The organism is Paraburkholderia sp. BCC1886, assembly GCF_900996245.1.
In the GTDB taxonomy this organism is placed as follows: domain Bacteria; phylum Pseudomonadota; class Gammaproteobacteria; order Burkholderiales; family Burkholderiaceae; genus Paraburkholderia.
The window spans coordinates 1-21,250 of sequence record NZ_CAAJGK010000046.1 but is presented as its reverse complement, the minus strand read 5'-3'; the positions used below and the strand labels follow the sequence as shown (position 1 = coordinate 21,250).

18 protein-coding genes are annotated in these 21,250 nt (G+C 62.7%); 4 read left to right on the top strand and 14 right to left on the bottom strand.

Annotated elements, in window-relative coordinates; translation table 11 throughout:
• Genes FQ746_RS15445 through FQ746_RS15435 form a run of 3 tightly spaced genes read left to right on the top strand, consistent with a single transcriptional unit; the run spans window position 1 to window position 3,884 of the window.
• Window positions 1–321 (top strand): sarcosine oxidase subunit delta, encoded by a 321-nt coding sequence (locus tag FQ746_RS15445; RefSeq protein WP_144110237.1) that lies wholly within the window; start codon window positions 1–3, stop codon window positions 319–321.
• The gene (locus FQ746_RS15440) at window positions 308–3,307 is read left to right on the top strand and encodes a sarcosine oxidase subunit alpha family protein (RefSeq protein ID WP_144110236.1); all 3,000 of its coding nucleotides are present in this window, start codon (window positions 308–310) and stop codon (window positions 3,305–3,307) included. Before FQ746_RS15445 ends, FQ746_RS15440 begins: the two co-directional genes overlap by 14 nt.
• Window positions 3,308–3,341: 34 nt before the next feature.
• Entirely contained in the window at window positions 3,342–3,884 is a 543-nt protein-coding gene (locus tag FQ746_RS15435) for a sarcosine oxidase subunit gamma (protein WP_186310745.1), read from the top strand.
• Between the two features lie 81 nt (window positions 3,885–3,965).
• Here the strand turns inward: FQ746_RS15435 and FQ746_RS35220 are convergent, their stop codons facing one another.
• The gene (locus FQ746_RS35220) at window positions 3,966–4,268 is read right to left on the bottom strand and encodes an aminotransferase class I/II-fold pyridoxal phosphate-dependent enzyme (protein ID WP_409932403.1); all 303 of its coding nucleotides are present in this window, start codon (window positions 4,266–4,268) and stop codon (window positions 3,966–3,968) included.
• On the opposite strand from FQ746_RS35220, the gene FQ746_RS35215 reads away from it, so the two are divergent.
• Complete coding sequence (locus FQ746_RS35215) at window positions 4,258–4,434, top strand: hypothetical protein (protein WP_260854070.1); 177 nt, start codon at window positions 4,258–4,260, stop codon at window positions 4,432–4,434. The genes FQ746_RS35220 and FQ746_RS35215 overlap by 11 nt on opposite strands.
• Here the strand turns inward: FQ746_RS35215 and FQ746_RS15425 are convergent, their stop codons facing one another.
• The 13 genes from FQ746_RS15425 to FQ746_RS15365 form a co-directional block, all read right to left on the bottom strand.
• Complete coding sequence (locus tag FQ746_RS15425; RefSeq protein ID WP_144110233.1) at window positions 4,435–6,213, bottom strand: phosphodiesterase; 1,779 nt, start codon at window positions 6,211–6,213, stop codon at window positions 4,435–4,437.
• Between the two features lie 212 nt (window positions 6,214–6,425).
• Window positions 6,426–8,027 (bottom strand): methyl-accepting chemotaxis protein, encoded by a 1,602-nt coding sequence (locus tag FQ746_RS15420; RefSeq protein WP_144110232.1) that lies wholly within the window; start codon window positions 8,025–8,027, stop codon window positions 6,426–6,428.
• 172 nt (window positions 8,028–8,199) lie between these two features.
• Entirely contained in the window at window positions 8,200–8,787 is a 588-nt protein-coding gene (locus tag FQ746_RS15415; protein ID WP_144110231.1) for a GNAT family N-acetyltransferase, read from the bottom strand.
• A 64-nt stretch (window positions 8,788–8,851) separates the two neighbouring features.
• Window positions 8,852–9,937, bottom strand: a complete 1,086-nt coding sequence (locus FQ746_RS15410) for an LLM class flavin-dependent oxidoreductase (RefSeq protein WP_144110230.1) — start codon at window positions 9,935–9,937, stop codon at window positions 8,852–8,854.
• Window positions 9,938–9,998: 61 nt separating this feature from the next.
• Window positions 9,999–10,985 carry an ABC transporter substrate-binding protein gene (locus tag FQ746_RS15405; RefSeq protein WP_144110229.1) on the bottom strand — a complete coding sequence of 329 codons (987 nt, stop codon included), beginning with the start codon at window positions 10,983–10,985 and terminating at the stop codon, window positions 9,999–10,001.
• Window positions 10,986–10,989: 4 nt separating this feature from the next.
• Window positions 10,990–12,801: an amino acid ABC transporter permease/ATP-binding protein gene (locus FQ746_RS35515; RefSeq protein WP_409932402.1), complete on the bottom strand. Its 1,812-nt coding sequence runs from the start codon at window positions 12,799–12,801 to the stop codon at window positions 10,990–10,992.
• A gap of 31 nt (window positions 12,802–12,832) precedes the next feature.
• The gene (locus FQ746_RS15395) at window positions 12,833–14,155 is read right to left on the bottom strand and encodes an LLM class flavin-dependent oxidoreductase (RefSeq protein ID WP_144110228.1); all 1,323 of its coding nucleotides are present in this window, start codon (window positions 14,153–14,155) and stop codon (window positions 12,833–12,835) included.
• Between the two features lie 49 nt (window positions 14,156–14,204).
• Window positions 14,205–15,206: an LLM class flavin-dependent oxidoreductase gene (locus FQ746_RS15390; RefSeq protein WP_144110227.1), complete on the bottom strand. Its 1,002-nt coding sequence runs from the start codon at window positions 15,204–15,206 to the stop codon at window positions 14,205–14,207.
• A 136-nt stretch (window positions 15,207–15,342) separates the two neighbouring features.
• On the bottom strand, window positions 15,343–17,766 hold the full coding sequence (locus FQ746_RS15385; RefSeq protein WP_260854068.1) for a TonB-dependent receptor plug domain-containing protein: 2,424 nt from the start codon (window positions 17,764–17,766) through the stop codon (window positions 15,343–15,345).
• A 195-nt stretch (window positions 17,767–17,961) separates the two neighbouring features.
• Window positions 17,962–18,912 carry an ABC transporter substrate-binding protein gene (locus tag FQ746_RS15380; protein ID WP_144110225.1) on the bottom strand — a complete coding sequence of 317 codons (951 nt, stop codon included), beginning with the start codon at window positions 18,910–18,912 and terminating at the stop codon, window positions 17,962–17,964.
• A 118-nt stretch (window positions 18,913–19,030) separates the two neighbouring features.
• Entirely contained in the window at window positions 19,031–19,579 is a 549-nt protein-coding gene (locus tag FQ746_RS15375; RefSeq protein ID WP_144110224.1) for a GNAT family N-acetyltransferase, read from the bottom strand.
• Window positions 19,580–19,838: 259 nt separating this feature from the next.
• Window positions 19,839–20,831, bottom strand: a complete 993-nt coding sequence (locus FQ746_RS15370) for a succinylglutamate desuccinylase/aspartoacylase family protein (protein ID WP_144110223.1) — start codon at window positions 20,829–20,831, stop codon at window positions 19,839–19,841.
• Between the two features lie 65 nt (window positions 20,832–20,896).
• Window positions 20,897–21,250 (bottom strand): ExbD/TolR family protein (locus FQ746_RS15365; RefSeq protein ID WP_144110222.1); only part of this gene is annotated, 354 nt, incomplete at its 5' end.

Sequence of the window (21,250 nt, the reverse complement as noted above, 5' to 3'; positions counted from 1 at the left end):
ATGTTACGGATTCCATGTCCCTACTGTGGCAGCACACGCGACGAAGAGGAGTTCACCTTCGGTGGCCCGTATCAACGCGTACGTCCTGCAAACGTCGATCAGATGAGCGATGAAGCGTGGAGCACCTACCTGTTCCGGCGCGAGAACGTTCGAGGCCCGAGCCTCGAGCGCTGGAGGCACACCTTCGGGTGCCGGCAATGGTTCGGCATCGAGCGCGACACGGTGTCCCACGCGCTGCTCAAAGTTTTCAGATTTACAGATGTGCCGCGTGGCGGGCCGTCCGCTTTAAAGCAGGAAGGAGGTTTGCATGAGCCGGTCTGAGCGCGTCACGGTATTTGGTACCGCCGGCCAGGCGCGTCGCGAAGAGGTCCAGTTCACGTTCGATGGTAAGCAGTACGCGGGGCTCGAGGGGGACACGCTCGCTGCAGCACTACTCGCGAATGGCGTCGATGTGGTCGGCCGGAGCTTCAAACTGCATCGGCCGCGCGGCATCATGGGAAAAGGCGTCGAAGAGCCGAATGGCCTCGTGCAACTGGAACGTGCCGGATTCGACGAGCCGAACGTCCGCTCGACGCTCATGCCGCTGTATCCGGGGTTGAACGCATGCAGCCAGAACGCCTGGCCCAATGCAAAACACGATCTGATGGGCGTGCTCGACCGGTTCTCGAGCCTGCTGCCGGCATCGTTTTACTACAAGTCGATGATCTGGCCGAACTGGCATTTCTATGAGCGCTTCGTGCGTCCCATTGCAGGGCTCGGCAAGTCGCCGACCGTACCCGATGCGCAGAAATACCAGAAGCGCAATACGCATTGCGACATCCTCGTCGTCGGCGGCGGCGCCGCCGGTCTCGTCGCGGCGCTGAGCGCGGCAACGTCGGGTCTGCGGGTCATCCTTGCCGACGATGCCGATCAGTTCGGTGGCTCGCTTCTCGGCGAGCGCTTCGAAGTGAACGGCGTCCCGGCGTCCGTCTGGGTCCGCAAGACGCTGGAAACCCTGCGGAAGATGCCGAACGTTCGCCTGCTGCCACGCACGAACGTCTGCGGCTATTACGAACACAACGTGGTCGCAGCGCAGGAGCGGGTCACCAATCATCTGGGTCCGGCCGGCCAGGCAGGACGGCTTCGCGAACGGCTGTGGAAAATCCGCGCCCGCGAAGTCATCCTCGCGACGGGCGCACTCGAGCGCCCTCTTGTTTTCGCCAATAACGATCGCCCCGGCATCATGCTCGCGTCCGCAGTGCGCACCTATCTCAACCAGTACGGCGTGGTGCCCGGCAGTCACGTCGTCATCGCAACGAATAACGACAATGCTTACCTGACTGCGTTTGACCTCCACGCGGCAGGCGTGGGCTCGCTAACTGTCGTCGACACGCGTTCGGCAGTCGACATCCTGCTCACGGCCCGCACGAAAGCGGCCGGCATCGTTCATCTGGTCGGCCACGGCATCGCAGCGTTGGAAGGAACGCGAAAGGTCAAATCGGTCAAGGTCGCCGCGCACTCCGGCGGCGGAGTACTCACTGGGGCGACGAAGACCTTGCCCTGTGACCTGGTGGCGATGTCGAGTGGCTGGACACCTACTATCCATCTGTACAGTCAGGCAGGTGGGTCACTCAGATTCGACGACGTCCTGCAATGCCTCGTTCCGGATTCGTGCGCGCAGAACGTCGCTGTCGTGGGAGCGGCAAACGGCGCGTTCTCGCTATCGAAATGCTTCGAGGAAGGGCTGTGCGCGGCATCGGATGCCTTGCGCAAGCTCGGGGCGAAGAACCCGCCGAATGTCCAGGTCCCGGTCACTCATGCGGACGACGCTGAGACGTTGCGCATCGAGCCCTACTGGTACACCAGAAGCGCGCGTACCGACAGGCAATGGCTGGATTTCCAATACGACGTCAAAGTGTCGGATATCGAACTGGCCATGCGGGAGAATTTCGTATCCGTGGAGCACGTGAAGCGCTACACGACTGGCGGCATGAGCGTCGACCAGGGCAAGTCGAGCAACTTCAACATTCTGGCCGTCATGGCCGCGCTTGGCGGCCGGCCCATCCAGACGGTTGGAACGACCCGCTTCCGGCCACCGTATCAACCCGTGACCATTGGGACTTTTGCGGGCGAAACCGTTGGAAAGCTTTACGCGCCCTATCAGAGTCTGCCTGCACACGCGGCGCATCGATTGAAAACATCGTGCTTTGGCGACTATGTCTGGCAGCGCCCGGACTACTATCCGCAGGGCTCTGAAAGCCTCACCGAGGCCACCTGGCGGGAAGTGGCCGCCGTACGTAATAACGTCGGCATGTTCGATGGCTCACCGCTGGGCAAGCTGGAGGTACGCGGACCCGATGCGGCGAAGTTCCTGAACCGGATGTACGTGAATAACCTCTCGACGGTCAAACCGGGGGCGGCGCGTTACGCGATGCTGTCGAACGACAACGGCGTGCTCATCGACGATGGCGTTGTGGTGCGCCTGGCCGACGACCACTATCTGGTCCACACGACGAGCGCCGCATCGGGCCGGGTATTCCAGCTGATGGAAGAGTACCTGCAGTGCGAATGGCCAGACCTGAAGGTCCACGTGAACAACGTGACCACGCAATGGGCGAACGTCACTCTGTCCGGACCCAAAGCTCGGGACGTGATGCTGCTGGTCGAGTCCGATATCGATTTCTCGGCGGCCGCTTTCCCGCACATGCAATGCCGCTCAGGCAGTTTCGCTGGGGTGGACGCCCGTATATTGCGGGCGAGCTTCACCGGAGAGATCACGTATGAGATCGCCGTACCGGCGCGGTATGGCCGTGCGTTGTGGGATCTCATGGCAGAAGCCGGCAAAGCATTTGGCATCACCCCCTATGGCGTCGAGGCACTCGAAGTCCTGCGCACGGAAAAAGGGTATCTCCACGTCGGTGCCGACACCGATGGTTGCTCCAATGCGCTGGACATTGGCTGGGGCAAAGTCATCGAGAAGAAGACGGACGACTTCATCGGCAAGCGCTCGCTTCAGCGTCCGGAAGACAGGCGCAGTGGCCGTCTTGAGTTCGTCGGTCTCGAAGGTCTGGACGCGTCGCTGCAGTTGCCGGTGGGCGGCCACTTCGTGGATGGCTTCACCCGCGGACAGTCTTCGCCGACTCATGGTTATCTGACGTCGTCGTGCCTGAGCCCGACCCTGAAAAAATCGATCGGGTTGGGGATTCTCCGCGATGGAGTAAGCCGTATCGGTGAGGAGGTGAAGATCTACTCCAACGGCAGGATAGTGACCGCGCGCGTGGTACCCACCGCACATTTCGACCCGAAGGGGGAGCGACTCAATGCTTAAGCTACAGGCACGTACGGCTATCACGCCAGACTTCGTGGCGGGGCGAGCTTTCCCGGTCGTGGCGCCGGCGCTAAAGATCGGCGAGGAGCCGCGTCACGGCCTCATCCGGATTCAGGCGGATGCGTGGGCGACTCATACGCGCGCGGATATCGAAGCCACGCTGCAACTGCAACTGCCGCTGGCGGAGAGCTTCACAGCCAACGGCGATGTCCGTCTTGCATGGAGCGGTCCGAACGAATGGCTCGCTTTCTGTTCGATCCAAGACGAAGCTTCGATCGTGCATTCGCTCCGGGAACGGTTTGCTGAAAAGTTTGCCACCGTGACGCTGATCTCGGACAGCCGGGTTGGTTTCAGCGTCGCGGGGCCCGACGCCGCAAGCTTCATTTGCAAAGGCTGCGCAATCGATGTCGAGGCTGACTATTTCTCCTCAGGCACGGCGGTCACCACGCGCTTCGCCGGGTTGCCGGCTATGCTTGTCTGTCGCGAAGTTTCGGATTACGTCCTTTACTTCGATGTATCGATGACGGGATTCGTGCTGGACTGGCTTTTGGATGCAGTTGAGGAATTCCGAAGCTGAGGCGAGGTTGCCAGACCGGTGACGGTCTGGCAACTGGTTAAGCTCGCAGAGCATGTAAGCGGTCAAGACCAGGCATGTGAGTTATCGGATCACACGAGCGAACGCTTCTGCTACGTAGTCGACGTTCGAGTGGTTCAGACCAGCCACACAGATGCGTCCACTCGAGACCGCGAACACGCCGAAGTCCGACTGCAGCGGAGCGACCTGGGCAGACGACAGACCCGTGTAGGCGAACATGCCGCGTTGTTTGACGATGTAGTCGAAGTCGCGGCCCGGCGCCGCCGAGGTGAGTACGGAGTGAAGGCGCTCGCGCATGGACGCGATATGCAAGCGCATCCCTTCCAGTTCGCCTGCCCACTGTTGCCGGAGTCGCTTGCCGAACAGTGAAAAGATCTTTGAGAATGAACTGCTGCTGGTCGAGCATGAACGGGCGCTGGAGTCTTTCGTCAATTTCCTGCCGCGGCGAGGAAATGATGCCCTTGCGCGAGCCATTGGGCGTGTTCGTGCACTGCGTGCGCTGCGTGAGCTGGACCGGTTCAAGGCAGGTTAGTCACCGGTCGCACAAAGCCTCCACCAGGTCGAGCTTGACGAAGCCGATGCTGTCTTTCTTGGCGAGGCGCTTCACTGCCGACGCGGCAGCGCTAAGCTCGGCGGCGCTGCGAGCAGCGAATGAAGGAACCGCGATCGCCCCGACGGACATTCGCACGAAGCCAAAAAATGCCTGACGGCCCGAGCGGTCTTCGCCGCCTATCCCACCCGCGATTTTGTCCTCCGCCGAGTAGAAGTCGGTGACCGAGAGGTTGAACGACTGGATAGCATGGTGAAGCCTGATTTCCCAGTCGTCGCTCTGGAACAGAGCCAGAAAATCATCTCCGCCGATGTGGCCCAGAAAGTCCCGCGTCGGCTCGCACGCCGACGCAAGGGTGGTCGCTGCCATCTTGAGCAGTTCGTCGCCTTGCCAGTATCCATACCGGTCGTTGAACGGCTTGAAATGATCGAGGTCGGCATAGCAGGCAACGAATGTCGCGCCACTGGCGATGAGCCTGTCGATATGAGCGCCTAGCGGAAGGTTGCCGGGCAGGAAGGTCAACGGGTTGGCATGCCGGGCCGACTCCAGACGAAGCTCGGTCACCGCGCGAACCACGCTGATACCGGGCACGAGTCCAAGGTACCGTTCCTGCTCGATCACGATAAAGCCATCGGACAGCATGTGTTGCTCGTCGCCCGTCAGGAGTCGCGCTACCTGATCGATGCTTGCCGTACGCTCGAGCACGACCGGCTCGCGATTCGCAAATTGCATGCACGGGCGTCTTCCGAACAGTTCCCGATGGTAGGGCAACGCGTATTGATCCATGAAAGAGCGACGGTTGATCAAACCAACCGGTTTGCCGGCGTCGAGGACCGGCAGCGCGTGAAGCGCGGGATGCAGGTTGAACAATTGCACGACATCGTCGTTGAGCGAGCGAACCGTCAAAGGCGGCGCGTCGACGAGGACCGAGTCGAGAAAACTGTGCACCTTGTTCGCGCGAATATCGGAGTGCGCTCGCCCCGGATAAACTGCAATCTGCTGCGAATCGAGTGTGCTCGACGCGTCTCGCGAAATCTCCAGCGCCGGTCTCGCGGCAGGGCGTCCGAGCAAAAAACCCTGACCATAAGATATGCCGAGATCGCGAATTATCCGGAGATCGGCATGGTGTTCGATGCCCTCTGCGATCAGTTGCGAACCGCTTGCTCGTGCAAAGGCGACCATCGACTTGACTGCCTCGAACTTGAGTGCGTCCCAGGCAATCCCATGAATGAAAAACCGGTCGACTTTAACGAAGTGAGGCGCGAGGTGAACCCACAGGCTCATCGACGCATTCTCGACGCCGTAGTCGTCGAGCGCGACTTTATAGCCCGCGCCGCGCATTGCCTCGATGACGGTGCCAAATTGTTGCAGGTTGCCGATTTCACTGCGCTCGGTCACTTCGATCACCAGCGGGTGCGCCACCGCATCGATCAGGTTCGAAAGCAGCCTGTCATGGTCCGGTGACCCGAGTGAGCGAATCGCGGGCGCACTGTAATTGACGAACAGAAGGAGGTCTCGCGGCGCGGTTGCATAGGCGGTGATCCCGAGATGCGCCGCGACGTGTTCCAGTTCGATGGAAAGTCCTTCGCGTTCGGCCTGCGAAAAGAGTGAGTGGGGCTGTTCGAAAGGTGTTCCGGCAGGTCCGCGTAACAATGCTTCGTGGCCAATGACAGCACCGTCCGCGAGCCTGACGATAGGTTGGAAAAAGGCCGACAGTTGCTTTGAGGCGATCAGCCGGCCAACACCCAATGTGTGAGTCATCCCCTGTGGGAGAAGTTGAGCTGAGGGCATGTACGGGAGTCAAGTGTGCGGTTTGGAAGTCTTTAAGCCAACTCGGTAAATCGCCACTTGAATCGCACTTCATCGGTGTATCTGGACGTAACCTTTGTGCGAAGACAATGACGCATCAAGCGTCATACCGGAACATCGTGACAGAATTGCGAAGAGTCGCAAATGCGGGCGGTTCCCGACCATCATGCCACCCCGAGGTACCTTCCAGGCACGCCGTGCGTTCCAGGAAGCCGACGACTTTGAACCGGTGCCGACTCGGCGCGCAACTTGAATACCGACACGGCTTCGCGAAGCGAATGAGCCTGCTCCGCGAGGGCCTGGGCAGCCGCTGAAGCCTGTTCCACCAGCGCGGCGTTCTGTTGCGTCACTTCGTCCATTTGCGTCACCGCGGTGTTGACCTGTTCGATGCCCGTGCTCTGCTCCTGCGAAGCCGAGGAAATCTCGCCGACGATAGTCGTGACTCGTTGCACCGACTCCACGATATCCACGATGATCTGCCCGGCGCCGCTGACCAGCGCCGAGCCGGCATCCACGCGCTCGGTCGATTGGGCGATCAGTCCTTTGATTTCTTTTGCAGCCGTAGCGCTGCGCTGAGCGAGGGTGCGTACCTCGGCGGCCACGACGGCGAACCCGCGGCCCTGTTCGCCGGCGCGAGCCGCCTCGACCGCCGCGTTGAGCGCGAGAATGTTGGTCTGAAACGCAATTCCATCGATCACCGCGATGATTTCCGTGACCTTGTTCGAACTGTCGGCAATGCCGTGCATCGTCTGGATCACATCGTCCATCACGTTGCCGCCGCGTGACGCGGTGCTCGATGCGTTCTCGGCAAGCGCGGAAGCGTTGCGCGCATTCTCGGCGTTATGACGCACGGTTGCGGTCAGTTCCTCCATGCTGGCCGCCGTCTCCTCCAGCGAAGCCGCCTGCTCCTCCGTGCGCGATGACAGGCTGAGGTTGCCCGCCGCAATTTCAGCGCTGGCAACAGCAACGCCCTCGGCGTTACTGCGTACTCTGGAAACCACTTGCGAGAGACTCGACTGCATGTCCTTCAATGCGTTGAGCAGTTGTGCAATCTCGTCCTTGCCGCTCGAGTCGAAGTCGAGCGAGAGATCGCCGGTCGCGACCGCACGCGCGCAACCGAGTGCACGACCTAGTGGACGCGAGACCGAACGGCTGAACAGAAACCCGCCGATCATTCCCAACGCCAGCACGGCCAGCATGATCGATATGCTGGCCTCGGTCGCGTGACGCGCGTCGATGGCGGCGGTGGCCGCGACTTGCGCGCTATCCGCCGAGATTCTGTTCGCGGCCTGTTCGAGCAATGCCGCCGGTTCCCGGTCTACGCCGGCCACCGCCTGATCGCCCGCTGACGGCTCGAAGCCGGACGACTTGAAAGCTTCGAATCCCTTTCGATACCCGTCGCCCATGGAGACATGCGCGGTCGCGAACTGGTCGATCAGGGCGCGACTGTCGCCTACGGGCAGCGTCGTCTTCAACTCCGCTGCAAGCTTATCGACAGTTTTCTCGCGGGTCTGGAATGCGCTCCAGTATTGATCGAGTTTGGCCGGATCCTTGCCGCGCAGGAGGGTGTCTTTCCACTCCTGCACTTGCAACTTGAAGGCGACCAGCGTCGCTGCGACCATCCGTTCGTTGGCAACGTTTTGCTGCACCGTGGTGCTGTAGGCATCGAGAGAGCGGTTAAGGGCAAAAATGCCGTAGAGCGCGCCACTAAACATGAAAAGAAGGACGGCGGCAAAGGCCAGGGGGATTTTCAGGCTGAGTTTCATGAAGGCTCGCGAAGGGGGCAACCGCGATACATTGCGCGGGCTGACCACGGCTTAACGGCAGCAGCGAAGAGATCTGTAGAGATGCGGTGACTTCCGATTCGACAATGAAACAGCCAAAGCCGGACGGGTTCATCTGCAGATTTCGCTTCGTGCCCGTTATGGCGAGCTTTCGTTATTCTTTAGACAAATTCCCGGGCGTTGCTTTCTTGTTCAAATCCTTCTCGAACAGCACCCCCGGCGGCTCTTCCTCACCGAAGTCATGTGAAGACAGCAACGTATAGCCATTCGCCAGATACATGGCGACCGCTTCGGGTTGACGCGGTCCCGTGCCCAGATACACGCGCGTATAACCCTGGCGACGCGCCTGACTTTCCAGCTCCGCCAGCACGCGGCGCCCCAATCCCTGACGGCGATGCGCACGGCTCGCCCAGATGCGTTTGAATTCGGTCGTGCCGGCATCCTCGTGCGGCATGAAGGCGCCGCCGGCAATCGGCTGCCCGTCGCGCAACAGCAAAACGAAGGCGCCTTGCGGCGGCGTGAAGGCCTCGGCGGGATAGCGCTTCATCTCTTTGGCGATTTCCTCCAGATCGATCAGCCCTGCGTAACGGCTCGAGTATTCGTAGGCCAGATCGTCCAGTAAAGGACGGGCCAGCGGATCGTGCACCGATACATACACGAAGCGGTCATGGTTCTCGTCCGGCGCTGGCGTCTCCGGCTCCCTCTCACTGTCATCCTTGCGCGTGGCCAATTGCACGTCCATCGGTCTGTTCCTTCTGTTGTTCGGTGTCTTCGTCATGCGGTGCATGCGACTATGTCCGCCACGGCTACGCGGCGATGATTCCGGGAGCGGCCGTCGGCCGCCAGCCGAGTTCCGGCGCGATACGGGTAATAAAATCCTCGATGATCTGCTGGTAGTTCTCGAACGGCAAGGCGTAGGGTAATTCGAGCCGCAGTTCGCCGACCTGCGCGAGCACCGGATCGTCGAGCAGGCGGCTCACGATTTCGTCGGACGAGCCGACGAGGTCGGGCACGAACAGCGTGCGCCTGTCGCCTTGCGGTGCCAGCGTGCGGGCATGTCGGCCCGCTGCGAAGTCGCGGTAGCGCTGCCGTGTCGCGGCATCCGCGCCGTCCGTCGGCACGATCACACGACCTAAGGCCACACGCGGCACGCGTGACTTGTGGGCCTTCTGAGCCTCATCGGCCTTGCTCCACTGCGAGCGATACAGGTCGAGCTGACGCAATTGTGCGTCGCGATAGTCGTCGGTGCCGTCGCCCGTGGTGATGTTGCCGATCAACAGATTGAAGCCGTTGCGACCGGCCCATTCGACGGAACGCAGCGAACCGCCCCCATACCAGAGCCGCTCGGTCAGGCCGGACGCATACGGCGTCACGCGAGGCCGCACGCGGCCTGCGGCGGATTCGACGAAGGCATCTTCATCGCCCAGCCAGTCGCCCGCCAGATTGCGCCGCAAGCGCTCGACGCGGGCATACGAGAAGTCGACCAGCTCCGGATTCGAATCGAACAGGCGGTCGCCGAGCAGAATGCCATGCGCCGGCGCGCCCGCACTCAGCCCGACATTCAGACGGCCACGCGAGAGCACGTCGACGGTGGCCAGGTCTTCGGCGAGACGGAACGGGTTCTCGTAGCCCATCTGGATCACGGCCACGCCGAGTCCAATGCGCGAGGTCCGTTGACTCGCCGCCGCCAGAAACGTGGCCGACGACGACACCGCGCGCTCCAGATGACGCTGGCGCACCCACGCACTGTCGAAACCCAACGCTTCGCCGGCGGCGAACAGCGCAAGGGTCTGTTCGAAGCCGGTGTAGGGGGCGTCGTCTCCGGCGGTGGGGTCTTCCGGATAATTGCCCGGGCTCAGGAAAGCAACGTGATCGATTCGCACGGCACACATACGGCAGTTCTCTCAGGTTCTATTGATTCATCACGGCGCACTAGTCGACACGCGCGGCGAGTCAGGCGTCCGGGTATCCCGGCGGATTGGTTTCGGAACGATCGACCGCCTCCGACTGCAAACCCCAACGGGCTAGCGCCGTGCGATATTGGCCGTCGTGAATCAGCGTGTTGGTGGTCTGCGTGAGCACGGCGGCAAGGCCGCTGCCTTTACGCGTCGCAATGGCGACGTCGGCCTTCAGTGGCCAACCCGCGTTGACCGTGCCGACCTCGCGGATTTTCCCTTGCGTCGCGGCCTCGTAAGACAAGGGGCCATGCGGATCGAAGATGGCATCGGCACGGCCCGACAGCAGCGCGAGCCGCTCGGAAGCCCGGTCGTCGTAATACTGCAAGGTGGCCTCCTTGAGCCCCTGCGCCGCATTACGCCGGTTCCATTCGAGCAGGATGCGCTCCTGAATCGTGCCCGATCCGGTGATCAGGCGCAGCCCGGCAATATCGCGCGGCTCGCGAATCGAGCGGATCTTGCTGGTCTGTGCCACGAAAAAGCCGTGCACGCCCTGCCGATACGTCGTGAAATCGAACTTCTGCTTGCGTTTTTCCGTGATGCCGACATTGGAGATCACCGCGTCGTATTTCCCCGATGCGAGGCCGAGCGGCCAGTCCGGCCACGCGACCGGTACGAGTACGAGACGCAGGCCCAACGAATCGGCGATGAGCTGCGCGTAATCCGGGTCGGCGCCGACAATGGTGCGGGCGTCCGTCGCGTAAGTGGCAATGGGTGGGGCGAACGGCGCGACCGCCACCGTGAACACACCCGCTTCGACGAACCGGTAGTTCGCGAGAGAGCGGATGGCCTGCGGGTCTTTCGGCGCATGCACGCGGCCCGTCTGCCCAGCGCTGAAATCGTACGATTGCGTCACTGCCTGCGCGAGGTCGGCGTGCCAGCTTACGGGCAACGCGAGCAGGGCGGGCAGGTCGAGTAAAAACCGTCGGCGCGTTTTCACGGACCGGATCGCTTCGGTGGCTTGTCGTCTTCGTTCTTTGCGCATGGGATCAGAGCACCTTGGAGAGGAATTCGCGCGTGCGCGGATGAGACGGATCGCCAAGGACACGAGCGGGCGTGCCCACTTCGACGACGCGACCGCCATCCATGAACACGACCGTGTCCGCCACCTCGCGCGCGAAGCCGATCTCGTGCGTGACGACGATCAGGGTCGTGCCCGAGCGCGCGAGTTGACGGATCACGTCGAGCACCTCGTTGACGAGTTCGGGATCGAGTGCCGAGGTGGGCTCGTCGAACAGCAATACCTTCGGCTTGAGCGCGAGCGCGCGGGCGATGGCCACGCGTTGCTGCTGGCCACCGGACAACTGCCGCGGCCACGCATCGGCCTTACCCGCCAGTCCCACGCGCGCGAGCAGGGCCCGTGCTTCCGCTTCGGCCTGACCGCGCGGCACGCCGGCCGCGAGCGGCGCTTCGACCACGTTGTCGAGCACGCTCAGATGGGGAAACAGGTTGAAGCTCTGGAACACCATGCCGACGTCGGCGCGGCGCCGTTGCAGAATGTCGCGCTCTTTCAGTTCATACAGCGTGCGTCCTTCGCGGCGATAGCCGACCAGTTCGCCGTCGATATCGATGAAGCCCGCGTCGATGCGTTCGAGATGATTGATGGAGCGCAGCAGCGTGGACTTGCCCGAGCCGGACTGCCCGAGAATCACCGTGACGCTGCCCGACGGGAAAGCCAGAGACACATTGTCGAGCACCTTCAGCGGACCGAAGCTCTTGCTGACGTTGCGGATCCCGACCTTGCCGCCCACGCGTCGCTGGGCCCAGCCGCCTGCGCCGGTAGCCGTTCCGTTCTCCGCCTGCTGCGAAGGCGAGGTGGCGGCGACTTCCCGGCGCGCCGCCCGCGCGCTGCGCCAGCGGCCGAACAAAGCGGCAAGCGGCGCGGCCGTCACCGGCTCGCGGGTCGCGCCGCGCGCGTAGAAGCGCTCGATATGCACCTGGATGGCCGACAGCACGGTGAGAATGACGAGATACCAGACCGTGGCGACCATCAGCAGGGGAATCACTTCGAGGTTACGGTGGTAGATGATCTGCACCGTGTAGAACAGGTCCGGCATCGCGAGAATGTAGACGACGGAGGTGCCCTTCGCGAGACCGATCACGTCGTTGAACGCGGTCGGCAGAATCGCGCGCATGGCTTGCGGCAACACGATGCGGCGCACCTGACGGCGACCCGGCAGACCGAGCGCGGCGGCCGCTTCGCGCTGCCCGTGATCGACGGACAGGATGCCGCCGCGAATCGCTTCCGCCGAAAACGCCGCGTGGTTCAACGACAGGCCGAGCACAGCGGCGAAAAACGGGCTGATGAGGTCGGTGGTCGACGCATTCAGCAACGTGATGTGCGTGAACGGCACGCCGATCCAGATGGTCTCGTACAGATAGCCGACGTTGTTCAGCAACAGCAGGAGCACGATCGGCGGAATGGAGCGGAACAGCCAGATGAAGGCCCACGCGCAGGCCGCGAGCAAGGGCGATCCCGAGACCCGCGCGAGTGCCAGCGGCACGGCAAACGCAAAGCCGAATAGCGCACTGATCGCAGTCAGCAACAGCGTGCGGCCGAGCGCCGAGAGCACCGGCTCAGCGAAAAACCACTGCACGAACACGTCCCAGCCCCAGCGCGGATTGCCGAGCACCGATTCGAGCACGATGCCGATAACCACGACGGCCAGCACGGTGCCGGCGGTGCGCCCGTGATGTTTCGCCGGCACGATGCGGTATTGCGCGTATTCGGGTCCGTCGGACCCGGCGGGTGGATGGCCGCCGTGCGCGTGAGAGCCCAGCGGCTGAGTCGTGTCGTTCAAGATGCGGTCCTCCTGCGTGGCCAGACGTGGGTCATGCCGTTTCTGCCGTGGCGTAACGGCTTTCGCGTCGCGGCAAGCCGAGGTGATCGCGCAGCGTCGTCCCGCTCAGCGTGCGGCTGTAACGGCCCCGCGCTTCCAGAACCGGAATCACGTACTTGACGAAGTCCGCGAAACCTTCCGCCTGCACCGGGAAGCCCAGAATGAAACCGTCGGACGCTCCGGCATCGAACCAGCGAATGAGTTCGTCGGCCACCTGCTCGCCCGTGCCGATGAACTGCGTTTTGGGGGTCGCGACTTCCAGCGCGACCTCGCGCAACGTCGAGCCGTTGCGCCGTGCGTCGGCCTTGATGCGATCGGTCGTCGAGCGGAAGCTGTTGGTGCCGAGTTCGCCGAGTTCGGGAAACGGTTCGTCGAGCGGGTATTGCGTGAAGTCGTGGTGTTCGAAGAAACGCCCGAGATAGGCCAGCGCTTCGTCGATGCTCAGCAGGTCGCGAATCGCCCGATATTTCGCTTCGGCTTCGGCCTGGGTTGCGCCGACAATCGGTCCGATGCCCGGGAAGATTTTCACGTCGCTCGCCGCGCGGCCGTGTTCGACCGCGCTCTGGCGGACCGTGTCGGTAAACGCCTTTGTTTCCTCGAGCGACGGCGAATGCGTGAACACCGCGTCGGCATACTTGCCGGCCAGCGCAATGCCGGAATCGGAAGCGCCCGCCTGGAAGATTACCGGCTGTCCTTGCGGCGAGCGCTGAATATTGATTGGCCCCGCCACCTCGAAAAAGCGCCCCTTGTGATTCAGCGTGCGCAGTTTGTCGCGGTCGAAGAAGCGACCGGTGTCGCGCTCACGCACGAAGGCGTCGTCGTCCCAGCTGTCCCACAGGCCTTGCACCACTTCCAGATATTCGTCGGCGATCTCGTAGCGCAACTCGTGATCCGGATGCTCGCCGCCGTAATTTTTCGCGGAGCCTTCGAGCGGCGAGGTCACGACGTTCCAGCCGGCCCGCCCGCCGCTGATCAGATCGAGTGAGGCGAACTGGCGCGCCACCGTGAACGGGTGGCTATAAGACGTGGAAAGCGTGCCGGCAAGACCGATCTTCGAGGTCGCGGTGGCGAGCGCGGAGAGGATCGAGATCGGCTCGAAACGGTTCAGGAAGTGCGGGATCGACTTCTCGTTGATATACAGGCCGTCTGCGACGAATGCGAAGGCAATGCCATTGGCTTCGGCCTTCTGCGCGATGCCGGTGACGAAGTCGAGATTCACGCTCGCATCGGCCGGCCCGGCCGGGTGCTTCCACGAATTCATGTGGCCGCCTGCGCCGTGCAGCATGATGCCGAAGGTCAGATTTTTCTGGGTCATGGTGTTGTCCGTTTTGCGGGAATAGCGGGACTGAATGTCGGGAATGAATTCAGACCTGGGCGGCCTGCTGCACACCGGCCAGCGCTTCGATCGACGTGAGACGCAGCGCGTAGTCGGCGACCGGCGTGTCGATGACGAATTCTTCGATGCCGAAACGCTCATGCAGCGCATCGAGTTCCTGCCGCACCTCATCCGCCGTGCCGGTCAGAAGATGCGGATGCAACTCGTCGAGGCGGTAATCGCTCACGCCGGTTTGCCGCGCGAACTCTTTGGCCGCTTCCGGGCTCGGCAGATTCACGCTTTGCCCGGTCGCGAGCTGCAGCCTGAAAATGCGCAGTGGGCCGACATGACGCTCGGCCTCGGCCTTGGATTGACCGGCCAGCGCATAGAGCGCGAGCAACGGCGTGCGTCCCGTCGCACTGCGATAGGTGTCGATGGAGCGCGCGAGATTCTGTTCGTCGCGATTGAAGTGGCCGGCATAGCAGAAATGCCAGCCCTGTTTCGCCGCCAGCGCAGCGCTCCCGGGACTCGCACCCAGCAGCACGCCCTGAACCGGCTCGGGCGGCGAGGGCAGGGCAATTGCACCCGCGAGCGGATGATTCTCGTCGACGCCGGTATGGAGAAACGCATCCAGTTCGGCGAAACGCTCCGCGAATTCGGCCTTGCTGGTTTTGTCGTGATGCGCTTGCAGCGCCCGCGTGGTGAGCGGCAATCCACCCGGCGCCTTGCCGACCCCGAGATCTACGCGGCCCGGCGCGAGCGAGGCCAGCACGCGGAACTGCTCGGCCACCTTGAACGGGCTGTAATGCTGAAGCATCACGCCGCCCGAGCCGACCCGGATGCGCGAAGTATGCGCGAGCAGATGCGCGACCACGATTTCCGGTGCCGAACTGGCGAGGCCGGGCGCGCCATGATGTTCGGCGATCCAGTACCGCGCATATCCCAACGCTTCGGCACGCTGCGCGAGCCGTGTCGTGAAGCGCAACGCATCGGCGGCAGTCGTGCCGTCGGCTATCGGACTCTTGTCGAGAATCGAAAGTGAGTAGGACATATCAGCCCCTTTCGCTGCACTGCAAGCGCAGCGAAGAAAAATTTGCGGAAATCCGCCGAGCTCCACCGCCTGGCCATTATCGCTACGGCCACACGATTTCGTTCGAGCGAATTTTGCTATGCATATAAGGAAAAAATCAGAACGCGTAGCGAGCGCGTGCGTAATAGAAGCCGCCGTTCACGCCGATGGTCGAGCCGAACGCATCGTATTGCGCCCCTTCGAGCTGTGCCGCATAAGGCAGCTTGCTCGGGTACACGTCGAACAGGTTGTTCGCACCGATCGCGATCTGGAATTTCTTCGTGACGTCGTAGCGGACTTCGACGTCGGTGATGTAGCGCGCGGCGTTCGTGAAATGCAGGAACTGCGTCGTCGAGAACGCATTCGGGCCGACGATGTAGGTTTCCTCGGCACTGGTCGAGCCATAACGCGTCTCGTGCAGCGACACGCCCCATTTGTCGAGTCGCCACGTGCCGCCGATGATGATCTTGTTCTTCGGCGTCGACGTGCTCAGCCATGACACCTGCTGCGCGTTGAGTTCGGGCTGGCCATTCGCGCCGGTCGCCACGTGCGTGACCGAGGTGGTGTTGACGTTCACGCCGAAGTCCCAGTCCACCTGACCGTAGGCGCCGAAGCCGGTGTGATAGGTACCGGTGAGATCGAGACCGCGGGTTCGCGTGCTCGCGCCGTTCGTGAAGTAACTTGCCGACACCGCGGAGAGCGGCACCGTGCCCGGTATGGAGAGTCCGGCCGCGTTCATCGCAGCGATGGCGTCGGCGCCCGACGCTGTACCGCCTTCCACGATGCGATTGCGGATATCGATCTGATACGCGTCGAGCGTGAGGTGCAGATCTTTGGCCGGCGTCAGCACGAAGCCGATGTTGTAGTTGGTCGACTTTTCCGACTGCAGCGGTTGTGCGCCGATCAGCCGGGCCGCCGCCGAATTGGCCGCCAGCAGGCCGCTCACCGAAGCCGGCGACTCGTTCACGTTGCTGTAGTACTCCTCGGCGAGCGACGGCGCGCGAAAGCCCGTGCTGACGCTGCCGCGTATCGCGAAGGCCGGCGTGAAATCGTAGCGCGTCGAGAGCTTGCCGTTGGTCGTGCTGCCGACGTCGCTGTAGTGCTCGAAGCGGCCCGCCACGTCGACCGTCCATTTCGGCGCGAGATGGGTCGAGAGGTCGATATAGGTGCCGAGCACGTTGCGCGAGTTGTCGCTGCCGCTAACCGGTGCGAGACCCGGCAAGGCCTGCGAGCCGCCCTCGATATACGACGCGTAATCGCCCGGGCCGACCGAGTAGGTTTCGCGACGCTGCTCCGCGCCCCACGACACGTTGACCGGTGCCGGCAACAGCGGCAACTGGAACGCTCGCGAGAAGTCGAGGTTGTTGGTCAGTTGCGTGTTGCTGACGGTCGACAGATGGAACGTGGACGGTGTGTAGCCTTGCACCGCGTACAGCCCGGTATTGGCCGAATTCTCCATGCCGACCACCTCGTGGTCGCCGCCATAGGTCGTGCTCAGGTCCCACGACCAGCCGAACAGGTTCTGACCTTTGATCCCCGTGGTGACCGAGTAGTCGTTCTCGTTGATCGTCTCGCGCGGCACGAAACCGTCGGGATAGACGCTCGGCAGGACCGTTGGCGGGCGGTAGTTCTGGTACGCCTGCGCATTGCGGTGCGCATAGGTGCCGAAACCGTACAGCTCGACGTCGTCGCCGATGTAATAGCCCGCGTTATAGCCGATCGATTCGCGCGTGCTGGCCGGGTCGCCTTCGATCGGATTGTAGTAACCGTGGCCCGGCTGGAAGGTGCCGAAATAATCGTCCTGGCCGGTGCGGATCGTATGGTTCTGGCGGTCGTATTCCGCGCTCAGGTCGAGAAAGCCCTTGCCGCCCAGGTCGAGACCGATGGTGGCGGACTCGCTGTTCTTCAGGCCGTCGCCACCGTAGGTTTGCCCGGTGGTCGACTGCACTTCGCCGCCGTGCGAGTTTCTTTTCAGAATGATGTTGATCACACCGGCAATCGCATCGGAACCGTATTGCGCGGCGGCGCCGTCGCGCAGCACTTCGATGTGATCGATGAGACCGACCGGAATCATGTCGATGTCGACGCCCGTCGAACCCTGGTTCAGGCCGCCATCGAGCGCGATATTTGCCGTGGTATGACGGCGCTTGCCGTTCACCAGCACGAGCACGTGGTCCGGGCTCAGGCCGTGCAGCGTGAGCGCGTCGGTCAGCACGGCCGCGTCGCCCGCATAACTCTCGTGGGTGATGGAGGGCGAGAGTTGCGTGAGCGCGTCGCGCAGATTGGTCTGGCCGGTCGAGCGCAACTGCGCGCCGCTGATCACGTCCACCGGCGTCAGGCTCCTGCTCGCCTTCGTGTCGGTGCGCGTGCCCGTCACGACGACGGTGTCCTGCTGCACCGTATCTACCGTGCCCGTGGACTTCGCAGGCGACGGCGTAGTCCCCGAAGAAGCGGTGGCATCGCTCGCCTGCACCGGCGCGGGCGCGCTCTGTGCCCATGCCGCGCCGTTGCACGTGATGGCCAGCACGGCAAGAGACAGCATGGTTCTACGAACTTTCAGCGTTGGCTCTACGGCTTGATTCCCTGTTTGCTTCGCACGCATCGACTGCCCCGTTAGTTATGTGTGGATACACCGCTCCAGCACACGGGCCGACAGGCAACCGTGCGCCAGACCTGCTTCAATCGTTGGAAAGGAATAACCGGCTTCGACGAACGGCAGCGCTGCGCTGCCGCTCTCTCAGCTCTTCGGCAACCCGGGCGGGTTGGTTTGCGCTTTATCGACTGCTTCGTCGCCGAGATGCCAGCGATTCAGCACCTGGCTATATTTGCCGCCCTGAATCAGATCGTTCAGCAACAGCGTGAGCGGCACGTCGAGTCCGCTGCCCTTGCGCGTCGTGATGGCGACGTCGGCCTGAATCGGCCAGCCGCCGCTGATCGTGCCCACCGAACGGATGCCGCCGCGTTGCGCGGCCGCGTAAGCGAGTCCCGAGTTGACGCTGAGAATCACGTCGGCGCGCCCGGAGCGCAGCGCCACGTCGCGCACGGCCGGGTCGTCGTAATACTGGATCTGCACCGGCTTGAGTCCGTGCGCCACGTTCTCCTTGTCCCACGCGAGCAGGATCTTTTCCTGATTCGTGCCCGAGTCGGTAATCACGCGCAGACCGGCGACGTCTTTCGGCGCCTTGATCGACCGGATCGGACTCGAGTCGGTCACGTAAAAGCCCAGCACGTCACGGCGGTACGTCGAGAAGTCGAACTTCTGCTTGCGCTCTTCGGTGACGGTCACGTTCGAGATCACCGCGTCGACCTTGCCCGACTGCACGGCGAGCGGCCAGTCCTCCCACGCCAACGGGACGATTTTCAGCTTGCGACCGAGACTGTCGGCCACCAGTTGCGCGAGCTCCGGGTCGAACCCGACCACGGTTTTGCCGTCGGTCGCATACGTGCTGAGCGGCGGGAAGGCGACGGCCATGCCGACCGTCAGCGTGTCCTTGTCGACGAAATGGAAGCCGGCGGGCACCGCCTTGATGGCGGCGGCATTGGCCGTGGCGCGCACGAGATCGTGCTGGTCTGCACTCAGGTTGTAGGTGTTCGTGCTAGCGGCCGCGAAAGCGCTGCCGGCGAGTCCCATGGCGAATACAGCGAACGCTGCGGCGAGCGCCGGGCGTAGGGTGCGGCTTGGTTTCATGAGTGGGCGTGCCCTGTTGAAATGCGTTGTTGTAGTCAAGCGAAGCGCGGGTCAGCGGTTCGCAGGTCTGCGGCACCGAGCGGGCAGTCGCCGGTCGGTGCCGCGAGGGGCGTGTGAATCAACGCTGCCCGAGCGGCTCGGCGCGCGTCAGGTCGCGCAGCGACTCCACGCGACCGGGTTCGAGCAAGTCCTTGCCGAACGGCAGACGGAAATGGATCTCCGGGGCAATCGCGCGGTCGAAGAGCGGTTCGTAACCCAGGCTGGCGTAGAGTCCGGCCGCCTCCGGCTGCTTGAATCCGGTGGTCAGATACACGCGGCGATAACCTTGCTGCCGCGCACGTTTTTCGAGTTCCTCCACCACGCGACGCGCCAGTCCCTGCCGGCGTTCGCCGGCGTGCGTCCAGATGCGTTTGAGTTCTGCGGTGGTGGCGTCGTAGCGTTTGAAGGCGCCGCCTGCGATGGTTTGCCCGTCGCGCACGATCACGATGAATGCGCCTTCGGGCGGCGCGAACAGTTCGGCGGGATAACGCAATAACTCTTCACTGGCCGACGCCGCGCTGTCTTTTCTGAATTCGCTATAGCGGGTGGCGTATTCGATTTCCAGCGCTTTCAATAATGGCCCGGCCACGGGCGCCAGCAACGTAGTATCGACAATCTCGTAGGTCATGGAAAATAACGATTAACGCATTAGCGGTTGATGCCGTTATCGAGGCCAATAACAGGGTCCCGGACGGGAAGAAAGATAACAGCCAGTCAATCGCGGCAGAACCAAACAATTAGCGAATCGTTATTCCCGTAAAACCGTATATCTAATTCTCTGGAATTGCGGCGACAACGCAGCGGATTATTTTCCAATATCCGCTTTAAATTATTTCAATAGACTTTCGAATATTAATAAAGCTTTACGAAGCGTATGCGGTTTATATTCAAACCGGCTCGGCCAGATGAAACAGGCAGTCGCCCCGTTCGACCGCTGCCGGTACGCGTTGACAGACCACCACGCCATTGCCTGCAAAGCTGGCCGTCACCGGTTCACGCAGCGGAGTATCGGGGAAGTGGATGCGTGCGGCCGGCTGACCTGCGCTGACCTGCTCACCGAGTTCGACGAGCGGTTCGTACACCCCGCGCTCGTACGCATAGACGTAGTGGCGCGAACCCGACACCTTGTAGAACTGCGTCGTACCCGGCGGCCCGTCCGGCACGAGGGGACCGCTCAGCAGACCGATGAACGACAGCAGATTCAGCAAGCCGTGCCGCGCATCGCGCAACAGGCGCGCTTGCACGGTACCGCCGCCGCCGAGTTCGGTCAGGATGGAAATGGCGCCTTGCCGGCGCGCGGCGCTGGCCGCATGAACCGGATTGGCCGGGTGCAGGAAAGCCCGCGGCAAGCCGAATGCCGCCAGCAAGGCTTTGAGCCGTTGCGCTTCGTCGGCATCGCGCGGCTCGATGGCGAGCATGTTAGCGCCGTCGTAGAGCAGCGAACTGCCGCCCGAATGCAGGTCGATCAGATACTGTGCGCGCGCGAGCAGCGTGTTTTCGATGTAATCGGCAATCGCGGCCGTCGGCGGCCCGGCTGGATCGCCGGGAAAGCTGCGGTTCAGATTGCCGCCGTCGAGCGGCGACGTTCTGAGCCCCGCGGCGGCGGCGGGAAAATTCGCCATCGGCAGGAAAATCAGTTGTCCGCGCACCCATTGCGGCTCGATGTCGCGGATCAGGCTGGATACGAGGACCTGTCCTTCGTATTCGTCGCCATGGTTGCCACCCATCACCACGACGACCGGTCCCTCGCCGTTGCGGACCGACGCGATGGGAATCGGAATCCATCCATAGGCGGAGCGGTGAACCGAGTAAGGCAGGCGCAGATAGCCTACGTGACGACCGTCGGCATCCAGATCGATTTCGTTATGGAGGGTGCTCATGGCGTTTCCCGGTCACGCTGCTGGCGAAGGGTGGATTGGCGTCGTGTCAGTGCACGCGATACACCTTACTGCACGTACCGTTCATTGCCGACCAGTCCGATTTTAGTCGCGCCCTCGCGTTGCGCGGCGGCCAGCACGGCGGCGACGTCGCGATACGCCGCGAGCCGGTCGGGCAGCAGATGGATTTCCGCCTGCTGCGGCTGTGCCGCGACCCCGGCCATATGCCGCTCGAGATCCGCGCCCACCTTCACAGGCGCGCCGTTCCACGTGAGGCTGCCGTCGGCATTCACGTTCACCTGCACGACCGGCGGCGGTGCGCTCGGCGGCGGCGGATTGTCCACCGGCAGATTCATCTTCACCGAGTGCATCTGGATTGGAATCGTGATGATCAGCATGATCAGCAGCACCAGCATCACGTC